Here is a 24034-nt window from a genome sequence, read left to right as displayed (position 1 = left end):
GCATCCGTATGGATTTCGAACCGATCGCCGTCGTCGGCCGGGGCTGTGTGCTGCCCGGTGCCCTGGACCCCGACACGTTCTGGGCGAACATCGCCGCCGGCCGCACCAGCCTGTCGGCCGCCCCGGCCGGACGCTGGCGGGTCCCGGGCCATCGGGTCATGGGCTCGGTGGACGACCACGCCGACCGCACCTGGACGGAGACCGGCGGTTACGTCGAGGGGTTCGAGGCCGTCTTCGACCCCGGCGGTTACGCGATCGGGCCCGAGCGGATCGGTGCGCTGGACCCGCTGTTCCACTGGGTCCTGTACGGCGCCCGGCAGGCGCTCGCCGAGGCGGGCCGGCCGGGGCCGTTGCCACGCGGTGGTCTGGTGCTGGGCAATCTGTCGTACCCGACGCAGGCCGGGGCCGCCTTCGCCGAACACGTATGGCTGTCCGAGCAGCGCCCACCGCTCCGTGACGCTCTGCTTCGGGGCGGGCGCCATGCGCGTCCCGATGCCCGTAACCGCTTCTCCTCCGGGCTGCCGGCGGCGCTCGCGGCCCGGGCGCTGGGGCTCGGGGCCGGGGCGTGGTCCCTCGACGCGGCCTGCGCCTCCTCGTTGTACGCGGTGAAGCTGGCGTGCGACCGGCTGCACGACGGCTCCGCCGACCTGATGGTGGCCGGTGCGGTCAGCCGGCCCGACCCGCTCTACCTGCACGTGGGGTTCTGCGCCCTGTCCGCGACCAGCCGGACGGGGCGCAGCCGTCCGTTCCAGCGGGACGCGGACGGGCTGGTGCACGGCGAGGGGGCCGGGTTCGTCGCGCTCATGCGGCTGCCGGACGCCTTGGCGGCCGGGGTTCCGGTGCTCGGCGTGATCCGGGGCGCGGGTCTGTCCAACGACGGGCGCGGCGCCGGGCTGATCAGCCCGTCGGAGGAGGGCCAGGTGCGGGCCATGCGTCTGGCGTACGCGAGCGCGGGCGTCGCGCCCGAGTCGGTGGCGCTGGTCGAGTGCCATGCGACGGGAACACCCGTCGGTGACGCCGTCGAGGCACGGGCCATGGCCCATGTCTTCGCGGGCGGGGCGGACGTGCCCATCGGGTCGGTGAAGGCGAATGTCGGGCATCTGCTGGCCTCGGCGGGCATGTCCGGGCTGCTGAAGGTGCTCGGCGCGCTGCGGGCCGGGGTGCGTCCGGCGACACCGGGTGGACGACGGCCGCTGGACGCGCTGTCGGGCACACCGTTGCGGGTGCTGACGGAGTCGGAGCGGTGGACGGGCTCGCGCCGGGCGGCGGTGAGTGCGTTCGGCTTCGGCGGGACCAACGCCCACGTCGTCGTGGACCATCCCGACGAGGTGCGCCGGCCCGCCGTGCGGCGGCCGGCGCGGAAGTCGCCCGACGCCCCGGGGCTTCGGGCACCGGTGGCCATCGTCGCGGTCGGCGCCCGGGTGGGTGACGGGACGTCCGCGGAGGATCTGCGCCGGGCGGTCCTGGGCGGCGAACGGCGCGGTCCCGCAACGGAGTTCGCCGTGGCGCTCAAGGACCTGTGCTTCCCGCCACTGGCCCTGGAGCGGACCGTACGCCATCAGCTTCTGGTCCTGGAGGCCGCCCGGGAGGCCGTGCGGACGGTGGTGCTTCCCCGTGAGCGGACCATGGTGGTCATCGGCATGGGCGTCGACCCGGAGGTGGCGCGCGCGGGGGCCCGGTGGCGGGTGCCGCACTGGCTGGAGGAGGCGGGGCAGGCGGGCGCCGTGCCGGCGGGCGGGGCGCGTGACGCCTTCGCACCGGTGATGACGGCGGAGGGGGTGGTGGGGAGCATGCCGAACCTCGCGGCCAACCGCATCAGCACCCAACTGGATCTGGGCGGGCCCGGGTTCACGGTGTCGGCGGAGGAGGCGTCCGGGCCGGTCGGGCTGGAGCTCGCGGCGCGGGCGCTGCGTGCGGGTGAGGCCGACGCCGCGCTGGTGGGGGCCGCCGACGTGTCCTGCGAGGCGGTGCACCGGGCCGCGCTGCGGGAGTTGGGGTACCGGAGCGAGCCGGGGGACGCGGCCGTCGTCCTCGTACTCAAGCTGCTGGATGCCGCGCGCAGGGACGGTGACGAAGTCGTCGCTCTGCTCGACGACGGGTGCGACGACGAACCCGACCTGCTGGTCGGTGACGGCCCCGACGCGGTGTTCGATCCCTCGGCGGCCTTCGGGCGCGCGCACGCGGCGTCCGGGCTGGTCTCCGTCGCCGTCGCCGCGCTCGCCCTCCAGCACCGTGCCGTGCCCCGGCCGGACGGCCCTGCCGACACCGGGGCGGTCCCCCACACCGCGCGGGCCGTGGCGACGCCGGTGGAGGGGCCCGCCGTGCACGTACGCCTTCGCACGGGGGATGCGCGGCCGTGGCTGCGGGGGCCGGCTCCGCGGCTGCGTGTGTACTCCGGTGCGGACCGCCGGGGGGCGCTGGCCGCGCTGGACGCGGATGTGCGCTCCGGTGCGGGCCCGGCACGGCTGGCGTTCGTGACCGACGGCGACAGCCTGTCCCCGGAGCTCAAGGAGGCGGCCCGCCGCTGGCTGACCGAGGGCGGGGCGCGGCCGGCGGGCGTGCGGTTCCGGGACCGGCCGGTGAGTGGGCAGACCGCGTTCGTGTACACCAACGGCTCGGCCGCGTACGAGGGCATGGGCCACGAGCTGTTGCTCGCGCTGCCCTCGCTCGGTGCGGCCGTACGGGACGCGCACCACGCGCTCGGTACGCGGCTGCGGTCCGGGCCGCGCCACGGCGTGCTGCGGCAGATCTGGCGCGCGGCCGAACTGGCGGTCTCCCACACGGTGTTCAGCCGGGACGTGCTCGGGCTCCGGCCGGACGCGGCGCTCGGGTACTCCTCCGGTGAGTCGACCGCTCTGGTCGCGCTGGGCGCCTGGCCGGACGCCTCGGGGCTGTACGAGGCGACCCGGGACAGCGGCCTGTTCACGACCGAACTCACCGGCGAGCTGCGGGCGGTGCGGCGCCACTGGCGGCGGCACGGCATCCAGGGCTCCCGGTGGTCGAGCTATCTGGTCGGTGCGGGCGCGGATGCCCTCCGTGCGGCGCTCGCCGGGGAGCCCGCCGTCCATCTGATGGCGGTGAACGCGCCGGGGGTCTGTGTCGTCGGCGGCGAGTCCGAGGCGTGCGCGGCCGTCGTGGGCGGGCTGGGCGCCGAGTTCGCCGTCGAGCTGGACTACGACATGGCGGCCCACGCGCCGGAGCTGGCGGAGGTCCGCGAGGTGTGGCGCGCGGCCCATCACCGGCCCACCGTGGAGGTGCCGGGCGTGCGGTTCTACAGCGGAGCCACCGGGCAGGCGTATCCGCTGACGGCCGAAGGGGCGGCCGACGCGGTCACCGCCCAGGGCATGGGCACGATCGACTTCGCGGCGATGGTGGAGCAGGCGTGGGCGGACGGCGTCCGCGTCTTCGTGGAGCACGGGCCGCAGAAGCTGTGCACCGGGTGGATCAAGCGGGTGCTGGGCGACCGGGAGCACGTCGCCGTGGCGCTGGACGCCCCCCAGGACACCGGGCTGCGGCAGCTGTGCCTCGCGGTTGCCGAACTCGTCGTCGCCGGGGTGCCGGTGCGCGCCGATGAACTGCTCGGCCGGCTCGCGGACGCCGCCACGGAACTCCCCGCCCCCGGGCCCTCGGTCACCCTGTCGCCCGTCCCGCCCCCGCGTCTGCCCCGCCCGGAGCCCTCCGTGCCGACGCTCCCCCGGGCCCCGCGCCTGGCGCCGGTCCCGGATCACGCTCCGGGATGGTCGGCGGCTGCCCTCGTACCGGCGGCGCGGGAACCGGGCGGTACCGGCTCCGGGGCCGTCGGTGCCCCCGTGGCCGAGGGTCCGCGGGCCGCCGTCGCCGGGCTGGGGGTACGGGCCGCCGCGCTGCACCAAGAGGTGATGGCCCGCCACACGGAGAGCCATCGGCGCTTCCTCGGCATGTCGGCGCTGGCCGTCGAGGCGTTGGCGCGGGCCGGTGCACCGGCCCGCGCGCCGGGCCCCGTACCGCCGCCCGGACCCACCGCGCGACGCCCGGCCGTACCGCTCGCACCGCCGGCGGGCGCGCCGGAGCCACGGGTGCCGGAGCCGTCCGAACCGAAGCCGGGGCCCACGTTCGACCGTGCCCAGCTGGAGTACCTCGCGACGCAGAAGATCTCCGCCCTGTTCGGGGAGCGATTCGCCGAGCAGGACGGATACGCGGTGCAGACCCGTATGCCCGCGCCGCCGATGCTGTTCGCCGACCGGGTCACCGGAATCGACGCGGTGCCCGCGGCGCTCGCCCTGCCGGGGCCGGTGCGCACCGACGGCAGGATCTGGACGGAGACCGACATCCGGCCGGACAGCTGGTATCTGGACTCCACCGGCCACATGCCGTCCGGAGTCCTGATCGAGGCCGGCCAGGCGGACCTGCTGCTGCTCAGCTGGCTGGGCGCCGACCTCCTCAACCGGGGTGAACGCGCCTACCGGCTGCTCGGCTGCGAGGTCACCTTCCACGGGGCGCCGCCGCGAGCCGGGGACACGCTGCGCTTCGAGATCCACGTCGACGGCCACGCGGAGGCCGACGGTGTGCGCCTGGCCTTCTTCCACTACGACTGCCATGTCGACGGCGAACTCCGGCTCAGTGTCCGCGAGGGCCGGGCCGGCTTCTTCACCCCCGCGGAACTCGCGGGCGGCGGGGGTGTCCGGTGGGACCCGGCCGGCCATCCGCCCGGTGACGCCGAAGGTCTGCCGCTCGACCCGCCGGCTGTCCCCTGCGTCCGGAGCCGGTTCGGCACGGATGAGCTGCGGGCCCTGGCGGAGGGGCGGCCGGTGGACTGTTTCGGCCCCGGCTGGGAGGCGACGGCAGCCCATGTCCGCACGCCGAGGCTCGACGGGGAGAGGCTGCGGCTGCTGGACGAGGTGAGCGTGTTCGACCCGGCGGGCGGGCCGTGGGGCCGCGGGTATCTGCGCGCCGAGACCTCGCTGTCGCCGGACGACTGGTTCTTCTCCGGGCACTTCCACAACGACCCGTGCATGCCGGGGACGCTGATGTTCCAGGGCGGCCTCCAGGCCATGGCCTTCTATCTGACGGCCATGGGCTGCACCGTCTCCCGGGACGGCTGGCGCTTCGAACCCGTGACCGGGCGGCCCTACACGGCCATGTGCCGGGGCCAGGCGACCCCGGAGGGCCGGCGGGTCGTCTACGAGGTGTTCGTACGGGGCGTGTCGACCGGCCCCGTGCCGACGCTCCACGCCGATGTGCTGGGCTCCGTGGACGGGATGAAGGCGTTCCTGGGCCGCGGGATGGCCCTGCGCCTGGTGCCCGACTGGCCGCTCACGCAGTGGCGGCACGCGGGGCCGCCCGCCGTGCAGACGGACGCGGCCCCGGTGCCGCCGCAGCGGCTGGGCGGGCTGGCCGGCCACCGCGAGGAGCGGCCCGTGGCGACCGCGGCCGACGGCTTCCGGTTCGACTACCCCTCGCTGCTCGCATGCGCCTGGGGCAGGCCGAGCGAGGCGTTCGGCGCGATGTACGAGCGTTTCGACGGCACCCGGGGCGTGGCACGGCTGCCCGGTCCCCCGTACCACTTCATGAGCCGGATCGTGTCGGTGGACGGGCCGCAGGGCGGGATGCGGGAAGGGAGCGCGGTCGTCGCGGAGTACGACGTACCGGACCGGGCCTGGTTCTTCGAGCAGAGCGGCGGCCGCACCATGCCGTTCGCGGTGCTGATGGAGACCGTGCTGCAACCGTGCGGCTGGCTCGCCTCGTACGTGGGCAGCGCGCTGGCCTCGGACGCGGACCTGCTGTTCCGCAACCTCGACGGAACGGGGACGGTCACCGGCGAGGTGACTCCGGCGACGCGCACCGTCCGGACCCGGGCCGAGCTGACACGGCTCTCCCACAGCGGGGACCTGGTCATCGAATCGTTCCGGGTGTCGTGCACGGCGGACGGCGTGCCGGTGTTCGCGCTCGACACGGTCTTCGGATTCTTCCCCCGGTCCGCCTTCGCCGACCAGCAGGGCGTGCCGGTGTCGGCGGACGAGCGCGCCCGTCTCGCCGAGCCCTGCGGCCGCACGGTCGACCTGACCACCCGGCCCGGCCGCTTCTGCGACGGGCGGCTGCGGCTGCCGGGGCCCATGCTGCTGATGGTGGACCGCGTCACCGGTTACTGGCCTCAGGGAGGCTGCGCGGGACTGGGCCGGCTGCGTTCGGAGAAGGACGTCCGCGCGGACGCCTGGTTCTTCCGGGCCCACTTCTTCCAGGACCCGGTGCAGCCCGGCTCCCTCGGCGTCGAGGCGATGGGCCAGCTCCTCCAGTACTACCTGCTGGAACGCGACGCGGCCGAGGGCATCCCCGACCCCAGGTTCGAGCCGGTGCTGCCCGGCCGGGAGACGGCGTGGACGTATCGCGGCCAGATCACCCCGGCCCACCGGCTGATCCGGGTGGACATGGACATCGTGGAGGCGGGCCGGGACGGCCGGGGCCCCTACGCGGTGGCGGACGCGACGCTGTGGGGCGACGACATCTGCATCTACCGCGTACGGGGTCTGGGCATGCGCGTGGTGCCGGTCGACACCGGATCCGCCGGGGGCCGCACGGGCGGACCGGCGTCTCCTTGACCTGAAGTGCGCTTGAGTCCCTAGCGTGTTCGCAAGTCAATCGCCCGACGACGGGAGAACACGCCATGATCCTCGTGACCGGAGCCACCGGAAACATCGGAGGCGTCTTACTGAGGGAGTTGTACGCCCAGGGGGCGGGCCCGCTGAGAGCGTTGACCCGTGACGTCTCACGGGCGGCGTTCCCCGCCGGGGTCGAGGCCGTCTAGGGCGACCTCGCGGTGCCGGAGTCCCTGGAGGCCGCGCTGACCGGGGCGCGGTCGCTGTTCCTGCCCTCGCGCGTCGGGCCGGACGCGGGCATCATCGCGGCGGCGCGGCGGGCCGGCGTGGAGCACGTGGTGCTGGTGTCGTCCATTACCGTCCTGACCCATCCGCATCTCGGCCCCGCCACCCAGAATCTGGCGGTTGAGCGGTTGCTGAAGGACAGCGGCATGGACTGGACCGTCCTGCGGCCGACCCAGTTCGCCTCGAACGCACTGCTATGGGCCACCTCGATCCGCGCGGGGGAAGCGGTCCGCACGCCGTTCGCGGACCTGGGGCTGCCCACGATCCATCCCGCGGACATCGCGTCGGTGGCCCGGGTCGCACTGACCGAGCCCGGCCATCGCGGGCGGACGTACGCCTTGACCGGCCCGGAGCCGATGCCGGCCCGGCAGCAGGTGGAGGCCGTCGCGTCCGCGATCGGGCGCCCGGTTCCGTTCACGGAGATCGGCAGGCCGGAGGCCCGCCGGTGGATGGCCGGCGTCGTCGGGGAGGAGGACGCGGACGCGGTGCTCGATGTCATGGGCGGAGACGCCAATGAGGAACTGCTCGCCGTGCGCGACACCGTCCAGCACGTCACCGGCACACCGGCCAGGACGTTCCGGCGGTAGGCCGCGGAGCACGCCGACGCCTTCCGCTGAGGCACGGGACGTGCGGAATCCCGTCCTCTGCACGTCTTTTGACGCCTCGACGCGTAAATCTCTTGCGCAATGGTCAAGAATCGTTGACCATTGTGGGCATGCCAACCGACGACGTCCCCGAGACGTTTCATGTGACCACCGACGAGCAGCTGCGCGCGGTCTCCAATCTGACGCGCCACCGGATCATGGCCGTGCTCCGCTTCGAGCCGGCGACGATCACCCAGATCGCCGAGCGGGTCGGTCTCGCGAAGGGGAGTTCCAGCTATCACGTGCGACTCCTGGAGCGGGCCGGCCTGGTGAAGGTGGTGCGGACGCGCAAGGTGCGGGGTGTCATGGAGCGGTATTACGCGATGGCCGCGCGGTCGATCGAGCTGCCGGATCCGGGCGACGGAGGACCGGATGTGCTGATGCGGCACGCGGTGGCGGATCTGGAGGCATCCCCGGCGGAGGGCGAACGGCATGTGCGGATGGCGCATCTGCGGCTCACCGACGAGCAGTTCGCGGAGCTGGGGGCACGGTTGCAGGCCCTGGCGGACGAGTACCGGAAGCTGTCCGATCCGTCGCTGCCGGACACCTCGCTCGTGTTCGCACTCTTCCGTCCCGCACCGGTCCGGCAGACCGAGGAGGACGCCAAGTGAAGAACGGCATACCGAAGTTGCCGACCGGATTCGGCCGGCTGTGGACCGCCCAGACGATCTCCTCGCTCGGCGACGGGATCACGCACGCCGCACTGCCGCTGATCGCGTTCACGCTGACGCGGGACCCGCTGGCACTCGCCGTCGTCACGGCCGCGGGTACCCTGCCATGGCTGCTCTTCGGGGTCCTCGGCGGCGCGCTCGTGGACCGCTGGGACCGTCGGCGCACCATGTGGGTGGCCGACACGGGACGTGCGGTGCTGCTGGCGATACCCGCGGTGGCGGCCGGGCTCGACATGCTGAGCATTCCGCTGCTGGCGGCCGTCGCGTTCCTGCTCGGCCTCGGCGGGCTCTTCTTCGACACCGCGGCCACGGCCTATCTGCCGGACCTGCTCAGCCGCGATCCCGCGCAGCTGGAGCGCGCCAACTCCCGCCTGCGCGGCGCCCAGACCGCGATGTCCGGCTTCGCGGGGCCACCCGCGGGCAGCGCACTGCTCGCACTCGGACGGGCGGTTCCGCTGGTCGCCGACGCCGTGTCCTTCGCGCTCTCCGCTCTCCTCGTGCGTACGCTGCCCGCCATGCCCCGGCCCGTTCCGGAGGCCCGGGAGTCTCTGCTCAAGCAGGCCCGGGCCGGCGCGTCCTACGTCTTCCGCAACCCGTTGCTGCTCGGCCTGGCACTGCGCCCGGCGGTCGGGAACATCGCCTTCCTCGCCGTGGAGACGGTCCTCGTCCTCTTCGCCCACGAGCGCCTCGGAATCGGCACGTACGGCTTCGGTCTGTTGCTGACCGCCGAGGCCACCGGCGGCCTGCTCGGCGCGGCCATAGCCTCCCAGCTGGGCCGGCGCCTCGGCACCGGAACCGCGCTGACCTGCACGGCCGCGATCGAAGGGCTGGCGATCCTGGGTCTGGCCTCCGCCTCGAACCCGTACGTGGCCGGGCTGGCCCTCGCCGTCTGCGGGGGGGCCATGGGCGCCACGATGGTGCTCGGGCCCTCCCTGCGCCAGGCGATCGTTCCGGGCCACCTCATGGGCCGGGTCGCGTCCACCTCACGGATGCTCGCGATGTGCGCCGCGCCCCTCGGGGCCTTCGCCGGCGGCTGGCTGGCGACCGCGTACGACATCCGCACCCCGCTCTACACGGCCGCGGCGCTGCTCCTGACGATGACGGCCGTCACCGCGTCCATGACGAACAACCGCCGCGTCGAGGCGGCGCTGCGGGCGGCCGCCCCGGCCGAGGAGACCACCCAGGGCGGTGCGCTCGACCCGGCGTGAACGCCTCCCCCGGCGCCGGCCCGCCCGCTCCGTGGACCACGGAGCGGGCGGGCCGCGTTCACTTGCTCTGTTCCGCCAGCGTGTGGGCGACCAGGGCGTTGGCGTGGCCGTGGCCCAGGCCGTGTTCGGTCTTGAGCCAGGCGACGACCTCCATGTGCCTGGTCAGGTCGGACGCGCGGATCATGTCCTTCCACTCGTCGACGGGGCGGCCGTACTTCTTCTCGATGGAGGGGAAGTAGCCGGCGGGTCCCTTGACCTGTGCGGTCATGCGGTGCCTCCTTCTGGTGTGGGTGAATGGTGGCCGTGCTGATCAGCGCGCCTGTGTGCCGCCGAAGAAGTCGGTGAGGGCCGGCGCCAGGGTCTGCGCCGCGATGTCGTGCTCCTCCCCCGGGAAAACCCGGAGGGTGAAGTTGTCGCCCGTCGCCGCGAGTTCGCGGGCGCCGGTCAGCATGTGCGGATCGCCCAGGTCTCCGCTGCCGACGAGCACCGGCACGGTCACCGAAGCCCAGCGCTCGACCGGCAGCGGTCGGCCGGACATGGTGTCGCCCATGATCCGGCCGTCGTACGAAAGGGTGTGGGCGACAGCTTCCATCTCCGCCCAGAACGGGGCCTGCCGCATGCCCGCGACCACCTCGCCGGGCACACCGACCGCCGCCGTCATGAAGTACGCGACGGCGTCCCCGAAAGCCTCGCGGCCGGTCAGCTCCATCAGGTGTGCCACGTAATCGGCGGGCAGCGGCGGTCGGCTGTCGTCCGTGATGAACGGCGGCTCGTACAGCGCGAGCCGCGGGACGGCACTCCCCCGGGCCGTCGCCTCCAGGGCAAGCACGGCGCCCGAGGACATCCCGAAGAGCATGGCGGAGCCGCCTCCCGGGCCCTCGATGAGCGCGTCGATGTCCTCGATCTCGCGGCGCACGTCGTACGCGGGGCCGTCCCCGCTGTCACCCCGGCCCCGGCGGTCGTACGTGATCACCGTGAACTCACCGGCCAGCAGCGCGGCGAGTTCGGCCGAGGCGCCCCGGGTCATCAGGGCGCCGCCGACGAGCACCACAGCGGGACCCGTCCCCTGCTTCTCGAAAGCGATGGCCGTGCCGTCGGCGGAGACGACCTTGTCCACGGTCCTGCTCATGCGAAATACCCCCATAGATGCATGGTTGACATGGTTTCCGGACCGCAGCGGGCCGCGATCTGGTACTGGACGGTACAGTACTCACCTGAGTACTGATCAGTCCAGTACTCTTCGGCTACGCAGAAGCGGACGTGGAGAGGGAGCCGATGATGGACAGCCGGTCGACGCGGAAGCACCAGGCGATCCTGGAGGCCGCGACCGAGGTGTTCCTGAACAAGGGATACGCGGGCACGAGCATGGACGACATCGCGAAGCTGGCCGCGGTCTCCAAGCAGACCGTCTACAAGCACTTCGCGGACAAGGAGAAGCTGTTCGCCGACATCGTGCTGGCCACCACGGACCGCATCGACGCCCTGGTCAACCTGGTGGCCGACATCCCCGCCCACGCGGAAACGCTCGACGAGAACCTGACCCGGCTCGCCCGGCAGTTCCTCACGGGCCTCACCCAGCCCCAGGTGATCCAGCTGCGGCGCCTGATCATCGCCAACGCCGACGCCTTCCCGGAGCTCGGCGCGGCCTGGTACGAGCAAGGGTTCGAGCGGGTCCTCGCCACGCTGGCGGACACCTTCCGACGTCTGACCGACGAGGGGCTCCTCAAGACCCCCGACCCGCTTCTGGCCGCCCACCACTTCTCCGGGCTGCTGCTGTGGATCCCGGTGAACCAGGCCATGTTCCACGGCAGCGCCCAGCACACCGAAGCCGAGCTGGACCGCTTCGCGGACGGCGGTGTCCGCGCCTTCCTGGCCGCCTATGCGTGAACTCCTGTCGGCTCAGGGCGCCTTGGGGCCGTCGATGAAGCCGCCGTCCGCCGCGTAGGGCCAGGCGTTCGAGACACAGCCGTGCAGGCCCTTGATCTGCTGCATCATCACCGGGGCGGGCCGGCCGGGACCGGGGCATTCGCGGTGGTCGTAGCCCAGCCAGTGGCCCGACCTCGTGGTTGATGATCAGTGCGCGGTACTCCTCGGGCGGCCCGGCGAACTGGGGTGAACCCAGCTGCCATCGCTTGAGGTTGACGGCCACCGTCCGCCCCACCCGGCAGTTGAGTTCGCCCTCGGTGTCCAGGCCGCCGGTGGCGCAGATGGCGTCGGCCGTGTCCGGTGTGGCGATGCGGATGACGAGCGTGGCACTGTCGTCGGCCACCTGCCGGAAGGCGACGCCGGCCCCGTGCGCCCAGCCCCGTTCGTCGTCGAGGATCGCGGTGATCTGCTCGGCGGCCGCGTCCGGGCCGACACCGATGCCGTCCTCGACCTCCACCCGGTACGGCCGGCCCGCGCCGGTGCGGTGCGCGTCGGCGGCCGCGACGGTGAAGGTGCCAGGTCCGGACTCCGGTACGGAGGCGGTGCCGTGGGCGGTCGCTTCGGGTGTGCGCTCCCCCCGGCGGGTTTCCCCAGCGGCGGCGGGCGTCGCACCCGGGCCGGACCTGCCCGGGAGTCCGTGGCCGGCGCACAGCCAGGCCACGGCCGCCGCGAGGGCCAGGAGCAGCGCGGTGACCACTGCCCGGGGGCGCCGTCGGACCGAAGCCCGGTGGGTGCGCACGGTATCCGAGCGGCCGGTCACTTCGCGGCCTCCTCGCGCGGCAGCCACCACCGGGTGGACGCGAGGGCGGCCAGGGTGGCGCCGGTCGCGTTGACCAGGACGTCGTCCACCGAGGAGACCCTGTCGAGCCGGAGCACGTACTGCAGGGTTTCCAGCAGGACGGACAGGCCCGCCCCGAGCGCCAGGACGCGCGGCAGCGACGCCAGCGCGGCGTACCGCATCGGGGCGAAGAAGCCGAGCGCGGCGAACACCAGCAGATTGCCGAGCAGCCCGAGCGTTCCCATCGTGACCAGGTCCACCAGCGGGACCAGGCTGACACGGCCGGGGACCTCACCGGCGTGCGCGCCCGGCATCAGGATGAGCCACACCCACGGCACCGTTCCGTGCACCATGCCCACCTCGGCCAACGACGCGCGCCGCGCCCGGGCCCGCTCCACGCCCGCCGCCCTGCGCCTGCGCGTCAGAAACCACACGATCAGCGCGGACAGCGGCAGCGCGGCCACCATGGTCAGCATGACGCCGTTGAACGTCCCGAACCAGGCGTACCAGCCACCGTGCACGACCATGGGCACGGACACCACGAACATGCGCAGCACGAATGGGGCGACGGCCGCCGCGACGATGCCGAGGACGGTGAGCACGACCAGGCGGACGACTCTTCGGGCGCGGCGGGGCGAGGTGGGCAGTGCGGTGTTCTGGTCCATGCCCCTTACTCCACACGCGGGGCGGTTGCGGGGGCGTATGCGCATTCCGATACGCGGACGATATGTGCGGTCAGGATCGCGGCGCGGAGGCGGCGGGCAGTTCGACCGTGACGCGGAGTCCGCCGGTGGGACCCGGGGTGAGGGTGAGCGTGCCGTGGTGGGCATGGGTGATGGACCTGACGATGGCCAGGCCGAGCCCTGCGCCGGGATGGTCGGTGTGCACGCGTTCGGTGCCGCGCTGGAACGGTTCGGTGAGGCGGGGGACGAGGTCCGGTGGGACCGGGTCACCGGTGTTCTCGACGGTGAGCACCACGGTGCGGGGGCGGACCTCGGTGGTGACCCGTACGCTGCCGTGCTCGGGCCGGTTGTGGACGATCGCGTTGTGCACGAGGTTGGTGGTCAGCTGGAGCAGGAGGGCCGGCGAGCCGGTCGTGGGCGCGATGTCACCGTCGGTCTCCAGGGTGACCCCGTGCTTCTCGGCGAGCGGCAGAAGTGTTTCGGTCGCTTCCTCCGCCACGAGGGAGAGGTCGACGTCCTCGCGTGTGAAGGTCTGCCGGTCGGCCCGGCTGAGCAGGAGCAGCGCCTCGGTGAGGTCGATGGCCCGGGTGTTGACGGTGTGGAGGCGGTCGATGAGCGGGTCGGTGCCGCGGTCCGGGTCGGCGCGGGCCACGTCGAGCAGTGCCTTCGTCACGGCGAGCGGGGTGCGCAGTTCGTGCGAGGCGTTGGCGGCGAACCTCTGCTGTTCGCCGACGTGGGCCTCGAGTTGGGCGAGCATGGTATCGAAGGCGTCGGCGAGTTCGCGGAACTCGTCCTGGCGTCCGGGGAGCCGGATGCGGTGGGACAGCGAGCCCGTGGCGGCCGTGCGGGTGGCCTGCGTGATGCTGTTGAGCGGGGCGAGCATGCGGCCGGCGAGGAACCATCCGCCGCCGAGTCCGAACACCAGCAGGAACGCCAGCGTCATGGCGGCCAGCGGGGCGAAGTCGCGTGCGACGGCGAGCTGGTAGTCGGGCACGAAGACCAGCCCGATGTGCGGGACGCGCGTCAGGAACAGCCACCCGGTGACGAGCATCAGGATGCCGGCCAGCAGGACGAACCCGGTGTAGCTGAGGGTGAGCTTGAGGCGAATGCTCAGACCGGGCTGTCTAGCCACGGTCGGTCGCCCCGTCGCCCGGCCCCGGCGCGGTGTCGATGCGGTAGCCGACGCCCGGCACGGTGGCGATGATCCACGGCTCGCCGAGTCGCTTGCGCAGGGCGGAGACGGTGATGCGTACGGCGTTGGTGAACGGGTCGGCGTTCTCGTCCCACGCCCGTCGCAGAAGTTCCTCGGCGCTGACGACGCCGCCTTCCGCGGCGACGAGGACTTCGAGCACCGCGAACTGCTTGCGGGTCAGCGCCACGTAGCGGCCGTCGCGGTAGGTCTCACGGCGGAAGGGGTCCAGGCGCAGGCCCGCGACCTCCTGCACGGGTGGCCGGCTGTGCGCGCGTCTGCGGTCGAGGGCCCGGAGCCTGAGCACCAGCTCCCGCATGGCGAAGGGCTTGGTGAGGTAGTCGTCGGCGCCGAGTCCGAAGCCGGACGCCTTGTCGTCCAGACGGTCGGCCGCGGTGAGCATCAGGATCGGCGTGCCGCTCCCGGAGGCGACGATGCGCTTGGCGATCTCGTCGCCGGAGGGCCCGGGGATGTCCCGGTCGAGGACGGCGATGTCGTAGCTGTTGATGCTCAGCAGTTCGAGCGCGGTGTCGCCGTCGCCCGCGATGTCGGCCGCGATGGCCTCCAGGCGCAGACCATCGCGGATGGCTTCCGCCATATACGGTTCGTCCTCGACGATCAGCACACGCATGCGGCCATGCTACGAGCCGCCGCATATCGTGGGCGTATCCGAAACGGCGGGCGTCCGCCGGACCGGCCCTACACCTGGCCGGTGGCGAACAGGTCGAGGTGGCCGCACTTGGGGCAGCGGAACGCCTCGATCTGCCGGCGCGGCCGGCCCATGCGCTTGGCGCCGCCGAATACACCGCGCTCCAGCGCGCCCTCGATCCAGCGGGCGTACCCGCGCGAGTGCTCGCCGGCGTCCTCGATGAAGCCGTCCTCCAGGCCGACGGTTCCGCAGTGGGTGCACGTGAGGTTGTTCATACGGCGAGTCTAGGGACCGCCCCCTGCCGGGGTGGCCCCCCGGTGGTGAACGGTTGCCCAACCGGTACGTACGCGCCGGATGCCCGGCCTCCGGGGCACACTGCCGTTGACCGTCACCACCGCGCACACCCCTGGACCCGGAGTCGCAGCATGCCTAGTACCGGCCGCCTGTCGGACGTTCTCGTCTTCACCCGCACCACGGACTACCGCCACGACTCGATCCCCGCCGGGCGGGCGGCCCTGCGCGAGCTGGGCGAGGAGCACGGGTTCGGGGTGGAGTGCTCCGAGGACCCCTCGGTCTTCACCGACGCGTCCCTGGCGGGACGCGGTGCGGTGGTCTTCCTGTCCACCAGCGGGGACGTGCTCACACCGGAGGGGCGGGCCGCGCTCCGGCGCCGGCTCTCCGACGGCTGCGGTTTCATGGGCGTCCACTCCGCCGCGTGCACCGAGTACGACTGGCCGTACTACGGGGAGCTGATCGGCACACGCTTCGCCGGGCATCCCCCCTTCCAGCCCGGCACCTTGCTGATCGAGGACCGGGAGCATCCGGCGACACGCCATCTGCCGCCGCGCTGGGACTGGGACGACGAGTGGTACGACTTCCGGAGCAACCCGCGCCACCTCCCCGGTGTACGGGTCCTCGCGACGATCGCCGAGACCGGTTACGAGGGCGGGGGCATGGGGGCCGATCACCCCTTGGTGTGGTGCCGGGAGTCGGACGCGGGCCGCTCGTTCTACACGTCCCTGGGACACGCGGAGGCCGCCTACACCGACCCCGCCTTCCGTGCCCACCTGCTGGGCGGGCTGCGGTGGGCGGCGGGCTGAGGCCCCGCCAGTCCCACCAGAACGCCCAAGCCGTCCGCCCCACGAGGTCCGTGGCGTATTCGGGGAACGGGGTGGGCGGGTCGTCCACGATGCTGGCGGCCCGCGTCAGCACGTGCTCCAGGGCGAGGAGGTCGGCGTGGTCCGCATCGGCCGGCGGCCGGGCGACGGCGACGTGCAGCTCGCCGCCGAACACGGCCACGACCTGGGCGCCGAAGCGTTCCTCCCAGCTGCGCAGGAGCGCGCACAGGAGCGGGAGCGGTGCGTCGGCCGTCCAGCCGATCGACGCGAGGGCGTCGCTGCCGCGGCGGGCGGGGACGAGCACGAGCCGGCACTCCCCCAGCCCGGAGTGCCCCGCCGCGGCTTGCTCCGGCTCCGGATGCGCGGCCGAGGGCGGTGCCCCGGGCGCCGGGCCCGGCCACCTTTCGAAGGGCGGACCCGGGTCGTGGGGCCACGGTTCGATGCCTTCGGGCACCGGGGCGGGTGTGGTGTCGGTCCACCGGCGCAGCCGCTCACGCCGGTACGCGTTGAAGTCCTCGGCCAGCGTTTCCTCCAGGCGGACGGCGTCGACGTGCTTGAGGCCGAGCGGGGCCCCGATGACTGCGGGCCAACAGAGAAGCGGAACCAGGCCGGGGGCCGCCGTCCGGTCCACGAGGCTGGGCCACAGCTGGGCGACATCGTGGGGGAACGCGTCCGAGATCCACACTTCCGCCCTGCCGGAGCGATGGAAACGGCCGTGGGGCAGACCGTCGGGCAGGGTGAACGACATGGGCGGCACCGTAGGGCCTGCCTCCGACAGTCCGGTGCGGTGGCGAAAAAGAAGAGGACCGATCCGTGGTTCGTTGGCAGGATGTCCGGGTTCGGCTCTCTACGCGATTGGACCCGCATCATGCCCCGCGCCGTCACCCTGATCCGCTCGGCCGCCCTCTCCGATGTCGCCGAGTACGCGTATGCGGCCACCGCGCCCGCCGAATCGCGGCTGATCTTCCTCGCCGGGGCGTGCCCGTTGAACGACGACGGTTCGACGGCGGCGGTCGGGGACTACGCGGGCCAGGCGCTCAAGGCCGTCGAGAACATGGAGGTCGCCCTCCGTGCCGCCGGTGCGTCGGTCCAGGACGTCATCAGCACCCGGGTGCTCGTGGCGTCGAGCCGCCAGGAGGACCTGGTGACGGCCTGGCAGGTGGTCCGGGACGCCTTCGGCGAGCATGACGTGCCCAGCACGCTGATGGGCGTCACCGTGCTGGGCTACAAGGACCAGCTGGTCGAGATCGAGGCGGTCGCCGCGGTGCTCGACGCCTGACACCGGTGGGGTGAGCGGTTACGCGGCCGGGGGCCGTACGCCCATCCACTGTTCGGCACCCCACGCCTCGAAGCGGTGGACCTCGGTGAAGCCGAGCTTCTCGGCGAGGCGCATGGAGGGGGTGTTGGCGGTCTGGGTGAAGAGCACCACGGGTTCGCCTGGGCACGTATCGGAGAACCGGCCGAGGACCGCCGCACACGCCTCCGCGGCGTACCCCTGGCCCCATGCCTCCGGCAGCAGCAGGTAGCCCAGTTCGGCCCTCCCGGCGTCCGGGCGGACCGCGTCCGGACGTTCCAGGTCGCGGCGCTTGAGCTCGACGGTGCCGATCATCGCTCCGTCCAGCTCGACCACGAAGTGCCCCGGGCGCCTCCCCGGTGTCTCGGGCACTTCGTGGTCGAGCTCGACGCGCGGGCGGGGGCCGCCCAGGTAGCTGTTCACCTCCGGTGAGGCGAACAGCTCGATGAACGCCGGGCGGTCCCGGCTCTCGGATTCGCGCAACACGAGCCGTGCGGTATGGATCGGCGGGGGCGGCCAGGGCAGAAAGCTCGGTTCAACCATGGCCGGGAACCTACCCCCACGGCCGTCGCGAGCCCGGGGTGGCGCCGCACCTACCGTTGTGGGTGATGCTGTCCCCCGGCCCTTCGTCCGCCTGCCGCCGATTCCCGGAGCCCCACTCGTGCTGTTCGCCATCACCCGTACCGAACTCGTCGCCCTCTTCGGCGAGGACAGGATCGCCACCCTGCCCGCCGCCGGCTTCCCGCCCCATGCCGCCCGCACCGAGGGCGCCCGGCTTCTGCGGACCGTGGGCGTGCCCACCGGGACGCTCTCGCTCCGGGCCCCCGGTCCGGAGTCGGGCCGCCTCCCCCTCGTACGGGAGGTGGCCGACGCCGAGGGCGCGGGCGAGTGGCCGGTGATCGGCTGGCTGCTGAACGCGCACCTCGCACTCGATCCGGACTCCGGCACGGTGTACGCCGTCGACCCGGACGAGGAGACCGTGCGGGCGCTGCACACGGATGTCTCCTCCCTCGTCCACGTGACCCTGCGGCTCCAGCGGCTGCTGGAGGAGTTCGCCTTCGGCCGTGCAGGCGCCGACGAGGATGCCGACTTCGAGCGTCTGGACCGCGAGGTGGAGCACATCCGGCGGACGACGAGCGAGGTGGACCCGCTGCCCTTCGGGGACGAGGAGTCCGTGTGGTCGGTGGTCGCCGACGAGATCGCCGCGGGTCAGCGCTTCGCGGCCGGCAGCCCGGGGGCGGCGACGCTGTACGGCTGATCCATCGCGGCAAGGACTTCGCGAGCTAGCTGTCCCGGGCGGGCCCACCGCACTCTTGCCCGGGTTCGCCACGGCCCGTACCTTACCCAGAAGTAAGTTTACTTCGGAGTAAGGAGTTTGCCTTGACCGCCTATCGGACCCTGCTGGTCGGCACGGACGGATCCGAATCGTCGTACGCGGCCGTCGAGGCCGCCGCACGCCTCGCCGCCGTGTGCGGTGCCGAGCTCGTCATCACTTGCGCGTACGCACCCATGCGCGGTCCCGAACTCGCGGCTGCGCAGGATCAGTTGGGCGCGGAGGCGTACCAGGTGGTGGGCTCGGCGCCGGCCGAGGAGACCCTGAGAACCGCGAAGGACCGCGCCCGCCTCCAGGGCGCGGCCGAGGTACGCACGGTCGCCGTGGAGGGCGAGCCGGTCCCCTCGCTCGTGCGGACGGCCCGGAAGTGCTCGGCCGACCTCCTGGTGGTCGGCAACCGGGGGCTGCGGTCGCTGGCGGGGCGGCTCCTCGGCTCCGTGCCGGCGGACGTCGCCAGGAAGGCCGGCCTCGACGTCCTGATCGTGCACACCACGTGAGCGGGCGGCCGGACGGCGCGGGCCCGGGATCCGTCGAGGAGGTGCTGCTCGGTGGGGGCCGGGTCTGGACGCGGCGGGACGTGGCCGCGCGCGCCGGGGTGGAGTTCGAGCGTGCCGTAAGGGTGTGGCGCGCGCTCGGGTTCCCGGCGGTGGACGACGAGGCCGAGGTGTTCACCGATGCCGACGTCGAGGCCCTGCGCGCGGGGGAACGCCTCATCGCGGCCGGGCTGATCACCGAGCACAGCGAGACCATGATGGCCCGGGCCCTGGGCCACCACCTCTCCCGGCTCGCCGACTGGCAGGTGGACACCTTGCGGGACTGGATGGGGCGCGGCGGAGAACCCTCGCCCGGCCGGGAAGCCCTCCTGGAGCACATGGCGGCGCTGCTGCCGGAGATCGAGCGCGTCCAGCGGTACGTCTGGCGCCGCCATCTCGTCGCGCACGCCGGGCACTTGCTCACCGAGGAGCGGGAGGACGGCGCCGTGGCCGGTGACGGCGCGCATGTCCGGGAACGCGCGGTCGGGTTCACCGACATGGTGGGCTACACCCGGATGACCCGCGGTCTGGACGGCGCCGAACTGGTGGGCGTGCTCGACCGGTTCGAGACCATGACCGGCGATGTGGTGGCCGAGGGCCGGGGTCAGGTGGTGAAAACCATCGGTGACGAGGTGCTCTTCGTCTGCGAGTCGGCGGCCGACGCCGCCGGGATCGGCCTGGAGCTGACGGCCCGGGCCCAGGCCGACCCGAAGCTGCCGCAGGTGCGGACCGGGCTGGCCCACGGCCCCGTGATCGGCCGCTTCGGTGACGTCTACGGGGCGGCGGTCAACATCGCGGCCCGGCTCACGGCGGTGGCCCGCCCCGCGTCCGTCCTGGTCAACACCGCGCTCGCCGGGGAGCTCGCGGGGGTGGCGGCGTACACGCTGAGGCCGCTGCGTCCGGTGTCGGTGCGCGGCTACAACCGGCTGCGGCCGGTCCTCCTGCGGAGGGGCAGGTCCGGTTCGTGACCCGATGAGGTGGCCGGGGGCGCGTGCCGATGGCGGACGGACCGCCCGGCACGGCGTACAAAAAACAAGAAGCAGGGAGAACCCTCTCCCTGCCGTAACCAACATATAGCGCACCGGGGGGCTTGCGGCAAGGGCCGGGGGGTGCCGCAGAATCATCGGCCTGACCACCCCGACCTGCGGAAATGAGGACGCTGCGTGCGCGAGCGCTACGTGTGGGATCTGAACGAGGCCGATGGGGCGCCGGTCGCGGCCGTCGGCGGCAAGGGCGCACACCTGGCCACGCTGTCGCGGATCGAGGGCGTCCGGGTGCCGGGCGGTTTCTGCGTGACCACGGACGCCTTCCGGCGCGTCGTGGCCTCGGAACCGGCGGTCGCCGAACAGCTCGGCCGGCTGGCGGTCGTGGACCCGGACGACCGGGAGGCCGTGCGCACCCTGAGCGCGGAGATCCGGCGGACCATCGAGGGCCTTGCCCTGCCGGAGGACATGGTGGCGGCGGTCACCGGCGCACTCGCCCGGCAGGGCGTGCACACCGCGTACGCCGTACGGTCCAGCGCGACAGCGGAGGACCTGCCGACGGCCTCCTTCGCCGGCCAGCAGGACTCGTATCTGAACGTCGTGGGTCCGGAGGCGGTGCTCCGTCACCTCAGCCGGTGCTGGGCGTCGCTGTTCACCGAGCGGGCCGTGACATACCGCCGGCGGGGCGGCATCGACCACCGTGCCGTGCACATGGCCGTCGTCGTGCAGCGGATGGTGTTCCCACGGGCGTCGGGCATCCTCTTCACGGCCGACCCGGTGACGGGCAACCGCAAGGACGCCACGGTGGACGCCGGCTTCGGGCTGGGCGAGGCCCTGGTCTCCGGCCTGGTCAACCCGGACGTCTTCACCGTGCGCGACGGCGAAATCACCGCCAGGTCGATCGCCGCCAAGGAGCGCGCCGTCGAGGCCCTGGAGGGCGGTGGCACCCGGGAGGTGGCGGTCGACGCACGGCGGCGGGAGGAACCGGCGCTGACGGACGAGCAGGTCCTCGGACTCGTGGAGCTCGGGCGGCGGATCGAGGCGCACTTCGGCCGGCCGCAGGACATCGAGTGGTGTCTGTCCGACGACGGATTCCGGATCGTCCAGAGCCGGCCGATCACGACGCTGTTCCCCGTCCCCGAGGTGGCGGACGACGGGAACCACGTCTACGTCTCCGTGGGGCACCAGCAGATGATGACCGACGCGATGAAGCCCCTGGGCCTGTCGATGTGGCGGCTGACGGCGATGGCTCCGATGCTGGAGGCCGGCGGGCGGCTGTTCGTGGACGTCACCCGGCGCCTCGCGGCGCCCTCGGTCCGGGCCGGGCTCCTGGACATGATGGGCAAGGGCGATCCGCTGGTCAGGGACGCCCTGGAGACCGTGCTCGCGCACCCCGGCTTCGTCCCGGAGCTCCCGGACCCGGCGCCCGCCGCGCCACCCGCCGGTGGCGCGCCCGCCCCGATCGCGACCGACCCGGCCGTCGTCGCCGAGCTGATCGCGCGCAGCGAGGCGTCCGTCGCCGCCCTGGCGCGGGACATCCGGACGCACACAGGGCCGGCGCTGTTCGACTTCCTGCCGAGGGCCTTCGAGGAGCACAAGCGGGTGCTCGGCGACCCCGTGAGCATGCAGGCGATCATGGCGGGCATGGAGTCCACCTGGTGGCTCAACGACACGCTGCTGGAATGGCTCGGCGAGAAGAACGCGGCCGACACGCTCACCCTGTCCGCCCCCGACAACGTGACCTCGGAGATGGGCCTCGCGCTCCTCGATGTCGCCGACGCGATCCGCCCGCATCCGGAGGCGGTGGCGTATCTGCGGGGCGTGGGGGACGACGACGGTTTCCTGGACGGCCTGGCGAAGGTCGCCGGCGGGGCCGAGGCCCGCCAGGCCATCGAGGCGTATCTCGACCGGTACGGCATGCGGTGCGTCGGCGAGATCGACATCACCCGGCCGCGCTGGAGCGAGCGCCCCACCGCGCTCGTGCCGGTGATCCTCGACAACGTACGGCTCTTCGGGCCGGGCGCGGCCGCGCGGCGCTTCGAGGAGGGCCGCCGGAAGGCCCTGGCGAAGGAGCGGGACGTGCTCGCACGGCTGCGGGCCCTTCCGGACGGCGACCGGAAGGCGGAGGAGACCAAGCGGATGATCGACCGGGTCCGCACGTTCATCGGGTACCGCGAGTACCCGAAGTACGCGATCGTCTGCCGCTACTTCCTGTACAAGCAGGCCCTCGTGCGGGAGGCCGACCGCCTGGTCGACGCCGGGGTGCTGGCCGACCGGGACGACGCCTTCCACCTCACGCTGGAGGAGCTCGGTGACGCCGTGCGCTCCGGCGCGGTGGACCGGGATCTCATCCGGCGGCGCAGGGAGGAGTTCCGGGCGTACAGCGCGCTCACCCCGCCCCGGGTGCTCACCTCGGACGGCGAGGCGGTGAACGGGGCGTACCGGCGGGACGACGTGCCGGAGGGCGCGCTGAACGGCCTGCCGGTTTCCGCCGGAACCGTCGAGGGAAGGGCCCGGGTCATTCTGGACGTGAGCGAGGCGGATCTCGAAGCGGGCGACATCCTGGTCACCACCTTCACGGATCCCAGCTGGTCACCGCTGTTCGTCGGGATCGCGGGGCTCGTGACCGAGGTGGGCGGGCTGATGACCCATGGCGCGGTGATCGCCCGGGAGTACGGGCTGCCGGCCGTCGTGGGCGTGGAACACGCCACGCGGCGCATCCGGGACGGGCAGCGCATCCGCGTCCACGGCACCGACGGGTACATCGAGCTGCTGTCCTGACGGCGGGGCGGTGGGGGGCCGGTTCCGTACCCTGGAGGGATGCGCATGCGTCCCACTCTCAGCTGGACTCCCACCACAGGGCTGCCCCCGGCCACCACCGACCTGGAACCCGTTGTCGATGCGCTCGGCCGGGGCGGTGTGCTGGTGCTGAGCGGAGCCGGTATCTCGACGGAGTCCGGCATCCCGGACTACCGGGGCGAGGGCGGAAGCCTGAGCCGGCACACGCCGATGACGTATCAGGACTTCACGTCCGGCGCCCAGGCCCGGCGGCGGTACTGGGCGCGCAGCCACCTCGGCTGGAAGACGTTCCGGCGCGCGCTCCCGAACGCCGGTCACCGGGCGGTCGCCGCGTTCGGGCGCGGTGGCTCGCTCGCCGGGGTGATCACCCAGAACGTCGACGGCCTGCACCAGGCCGCCGGCAGCGAGGACGTGGTGGAGCTCCACGGGGGCCTGGACCGGGTCGTCTGCCTGACCTGCGGGACGTTGGTCGCCCGCCGCGAGGTCGCCCGGCGCCTTGAGGAGGCGAACCCCGGGTTCCAGCCGGTGGCGGCCGGGGTCAATCCGGACGGCGACGCCGACCTCACCGACGAGCAGGTCGGGGACTTCCGGGTGGTGCCGTGCGAGGTCTGCGGCGGCATCCTCAAGCCGGACGTGGTGTTCTTCGGCGAGTCGGTGCCCCCGGCGCGGGTCGAGCACTGCCGCGAGCTGGTCCGTACGGCTACCTCGCTGCTCGTTCTGGGGTCCTCGCTGACGGTGATGTCCGGGCTGCGCTTCGTCCGGCAGGCGGCGCAGGCCGGGAAGCCGGTGCTCATCGTCAACCGCGAGCCGACCCGGGGCGACGGCCAGGCCGTCACACGGATCGGGCTCCCGCTCGGGGCGGCCCTGGGCACGGTGGCGGACCGGCTGGGGCTGCGGGTCGAGGGCTAGGGCCTCCCATGCGGTCCGGGCCGGTCCGTGGAGGCGAGCTGGGCGCGTACCCACGCCGGGTCCGGGTTGGTGTGGGGCCGACCGGCCACGAAGACGGTCGGCACGGTCTCGTTGCCGTCGTTGACCGCCCGCACCGCGGCGGCGGCCTCGGGGTCGCGCCAGATGTCGACCCAGTGCAGCCGACGGGCCTGCCGGCGCAGCCGGAACCGCAGCCGCAGGCAGTACGTGCAGCCCGGCCGCCAGAAGACGACCGGCCGGCCGTCGGCCGCGCTGCGGCGCCGGGCCTCCGCCGCGCTGACCGACCTGGGGAAGACCAGGGGCGAGTTCAGCCCCCCGAGCAGCGCGAAGGCCACCAGGAAGACGACGCCTTCGGGGGTGCTCCCCCGGACGATCGACCCGGCCCCGGCGGCCGCTCCGACGGCGAGGAAGACGATCGGCAGCAACCAGGCACGCATCATGG

Annotated in this window: 19 protein-coding genes and 3 pseudogenes; 12 read left to right on the top strand and 10 right to left on the bottom strand. The window is 73.2% G+C overall.

Going from position 1 to position 24034, the window contains the following annotated elements; translation table 11 throughout:
- The first annotated feature begins 8 nt into the window (after positions 1 to 8).
- The 4 genes and pseudogenes from ABZ565_RS16125 (at position 9) to ABZ565_RS16110 (ending at position 9380) form a co-directional block, all read left to right on the top strand.
- Positions 9 to 6575 (top strand): beta-ketoacyl synthase N-terminal-like domain-containing protein, encoded by a 6567-nt coding sequence (locus ABZ565_RS16125; RefSeq protein WP_361026191.1) that lies wholly within the window; start codon positions 9 to 11, stop codon positions 6573 to 6575.
- A 65-nt stretch (positions 6576 to 6640) separates the two neighbouring features.
- Positions 6641 to 7444: pseudogene (locus ABZ565_RS16120) on the top strand (NAD(P)H-binding protein).
- Between the two features lie 128 nt (positions 7445 to 7572).
- Positions 7573 to 8112, top strand: coding sequence for a helix-turn-helix domain-containing protein (locus ABZ565_RS16115; protein ID WP_361026188.1), 540 nt, complete (start codon positions 7573 to 7575; stop codon positions 8110 to 8112).
- The gene (locus ABZ565_RS16110) at positions 8109 to 9380 is read left to right on the top strand and encodes an MFS transporter (protein WP_361026185.1); all 1272 of its coding nucleotides are present in this window, start codon (positions 8109 to 8111) and stop codon (positions 9378 to 9380) included. Before ABZ565_RS16115 ends, ABZ565_RS16110 begins: the two co-directional genes overlap by 4 nt.
- Before the next feature lie 58 nt (positions 9381 to 9438).
- Here ABZ565_RS16110 and ABZ565_RS16105 read toward each other — a convergent pair whose 3' ends face one another.
- Together ABZ565_RS16105 and ABZ565_RS16100 are read right to left on the bottom strand one after the other, a co-directional pair.
- The gene (locus ABZ565_RS16105) at positions 9439 to 9648 is read right to left on the bottom strand and encodes a DUF4287 domain-containing protein (RefSeq protein ID WP_361026182.1); all 210 of its coding nucleotides are present in this window, start codon (positions 9646 to 9648) and stop codon (positions 9439 to 9441) included.
- A 42-nt stretch (positions 9649 to 9690) separates the two neighbouring features.
- Positions 9691 to 10509 (bottom strand): alpha/beta hydrolase, encoded by an 819-nt coding sequence (locus ABZ565_RS16100; RefSeq protein WP_361026179.1) that lies wholly within the window; start codon positions 10507 to 10509, stop codon positions 9691 to 9693.
- A 131-nt stretch (positions 10510 to 10640) separates the two neighbouring features.
- On the opposite strand from ABZ565_RS16100, the gene ABZ565_RS16095 reads away from it, so the two are divergent.
- The gene (locus ABZ565_RS16095) at positions 10641 to 11267 is read left to right on the top strand and encodes a TetR/AcrR family transcriptional regulator (RefSeq protein WP_361026176.1); all 627 of its coding nucleotides are present in this window, start codon (positions 10641 to 10643) and stop codon (positions 11265 to 11267) included.
- Between the two features lie 214 nt (positions 11268 to 11481).
- On the opposite strand, the pseudogene ABZ565_RS16090 reads toward ABZ565_RS16095, so the two are convergent.
- The 5 genes and pseudogenes from ABZ565_RS16090 to ABZ565_RS16070 form a co-directional block, all read right to left on the bottom strand.
- Positions 11482 to 11967 (bottom strand): annotated as a pseudogene (locus tag ABZ565_RS16090) (DUF3152 domain-containing protein); the annotation flags it as partial.
- A gap of 95 nt (positions 11968 to 12062) precedes the next feature.
- On the bottom strand, positions 12063 to 12749 hold the full coding sequence (locus tag ABZ565_RS16085; RefSeq protein ID WP_361026173.1) for a VanZ family protein: 687 nt from the start codon (positions 12747 to 12749) through the stop codon (positions 12063 to 12065).
- Between the two features lie 70 nt (positions 12750 to 12819).
- Positions 12820 to 13899 carry a HAMP domain-containing sensor histidine kinase gene (locus ABZ565_RS16080; protein ID WP_361026170.1) on the bottom strand — a complete coding sequence of 360 codons (1080 nt, stop codon included), beginning with the start codon at positions 13897 to 13899 and terminating at the stop codon, positions 12820 to 12822.
- The gene (locus ABZ565_RS16075; RefSeq protein ID WP_361026167.1) at positions 13892 to 14587 is read right to left on the bottom strand and encodes a response regulator transcription factor; all 696 of its coding nucleotides are present in this window, start codon (positions 14585 to 14587) and stop codon (positions 13892 to 13894) included. The genes ABZ565_RS16080 and ABZ565_RS16075 overlap by 8 nt, the downstream gene beginning before the upstream one ends.
- Positions 14588 to 14655: 68 nt before the next feature.
- The gene (locus ABZ565_RS16070; protein ID WP_164404171.1) at positions 14656 to 14880 is read right to left on the bottom strand and encodes a hypothetical protein; all 225 of its coding nucleotides are present in this window, start codon (positions 14878 to 14880) and stop codon (positions 14656 to 14658) included.
- 150 nt (positions 14881 to 15030) lie between these two features.
- Here ABZ565_RS16070 and ABZ565_RS16065 point away from each other — a divergent pair, with 150 nt between their 5' ends.
- Complete coding sequence (locus tag ABZ565_RS16065) at positions 15031 to 15705, top strand: ThuA domain-containing protein (RefSeq protein ID WP_361026163.1); 675 nt, start codon at positions 15031 to 15033, stop codon at positions 15703 to 15705.
- A gap of 22 nt (positions 15706 to 15727) precedes the next feature.
- Here the strand turns inward: ABZ565_RS16065 and ABZ565_RS16060 are convergent.
- Positions 15728 to 16471: pseudogene (locus ABZ565_RS16060) on the bottom strand (DUF4253 domain-containing protein); the annotation flags it as partial.
- A gap of 120 nt (positions 16472 to 16591) precedes the next feature.
- On the opposite strand from ABZ565_RS16060, the gene ABZ565_RS16055 reads away from it, so the two are divergent.
- Positions 16592 to 17002, top strand: coding sequence for a Rid family hydrolase (locus ABZ565_RS16055; protein ID WP_361026160.1), 411 nt, complete (start codon positions 16592 to 16594; stop codon positions 17000 to 17002).
- An 18-nt stretch (positions 17003 to 17020) separates the two neighbouring features.
- Here ABZ565_RS16055 and ABZ565_RS16050 read toward each other — a convergent pair whose 3' ends face one another.
- Positions 17021 to 17560, bottom strand: coding sequence for a GNAT family N-acetyltransferase (locus tag ABZ565_RS16050; protein WP_361026157.1), 540 nt, complete (start codon positions 17558 to 17560; stop codon positions 17021 to 17023).
- A gap of 118 nt (positions 17561 to 17678) precedes the next feature.
- On the opposite strand from ABZ565_RS16050, the gene ABZ565_RS16045 reads away from it, so the two are divergent.
- The 5 genes from ABZ565_RS16045 (at position 17679) to ABZ565_RS16025 (ending at position 23574) form a co-directional block, all read left to right on the top strand.
- Positions 17679 to 18275 (top strand): SUKH-4 family immunity protein, encoded by a 597-nt coding sequence (locus tag ABZ565_RS16045; protein ID WP_361026154.1) that lies wholly within the window; start codon positions 17679 to 17681, stop codon positions 18273 to 18275.
- 122 nt (positions 18276 to 18397) lie between these two features.
- The gene (locus ABZ565_RS16040; RefSeq protein ID WP_361026151.1) at positions 18398 to 18847 is read left to right on the top strand and encodes a universal stress protein; all 450 of its coding nucleotides are present in this window, start codon (positions 18398 to 18400) and stop codon (positions 18845 to 18847) included.
- Positions 18844 to 19851: an adenylate cyclase regulatory domain-containing protein gene (locus tag ABZ565_RS16035; RefSeq protein ID WP_361026148.1), complete on the top strand. Its 1008-nt coding sequence runs from the start codon at positions 18844 to 18846 to the stop codon at positions 19849 to 19851. The genes ABZ565_RS16040 and ABZ565_RS16035 overlap by 4 nt, the downstream gene beginning before the upstream one ends.
- Positions 19852 to 20046: 195 nt before the next feature.
- The gene (rph, locus tag ABZ565_RS16030) at positions 20047 to 22647 is read left to right on the top strand and encodes a rifamycin-inactivating phosphotransferase (protein ID WP_361026145.1); all 2601 of its coding nucleotides are present in this window, start codon (positions 20047 to 20049) and stop codon (positions 22645 to 22647) included.
- A 39-nt stretch (positions 22648 to 22686) separates the two neighbouring features.
- Positions 22687 to 23574 (top strand): NAD-dependent protein deacetylase, encoded by an 888-nt coding sequence (locus ABZ565_RS16025; RefSeq protein ID WP_361026143.1) that lies wholly within the window; start codon positions 22687 to 22689, stop codon positions 23572 to 23574.
- Here the strand turns inward: ABZ565_RS16025 and ABZ565_RS16020 are convergent.
- Positions 23571 to 24032, bottom strand: a complete 462-nt coding sequence (locus ABZ565_RS16020; protein WP_361026140.1) for a glutaredoxin domain-containing protein — start codon at positions 24030 to 24032, stop codon at positions 23571 to 23573. The genes ABZ565_RS16025 and ABZ565_RS16020 overlap by 4 nt on opposite strands.
- Positions 24033 to 24034 lie beyond the last annotated feature (2 nt).

This window comes from Streptomyces sp. NPDC016469 (assembly GCF_040632905.1).
Classification (GTDB): domain Bacteria; phylum Actinomycetota; class Actinomycetes; order Streptomycetales; family Streptomycetaceae; genus Streptomyces.
The sequence above is the reverse complement of the archived record's forward strand: the minus strand, read 5'-3'. Positions and strand labels throughout refer to the sequence as shown.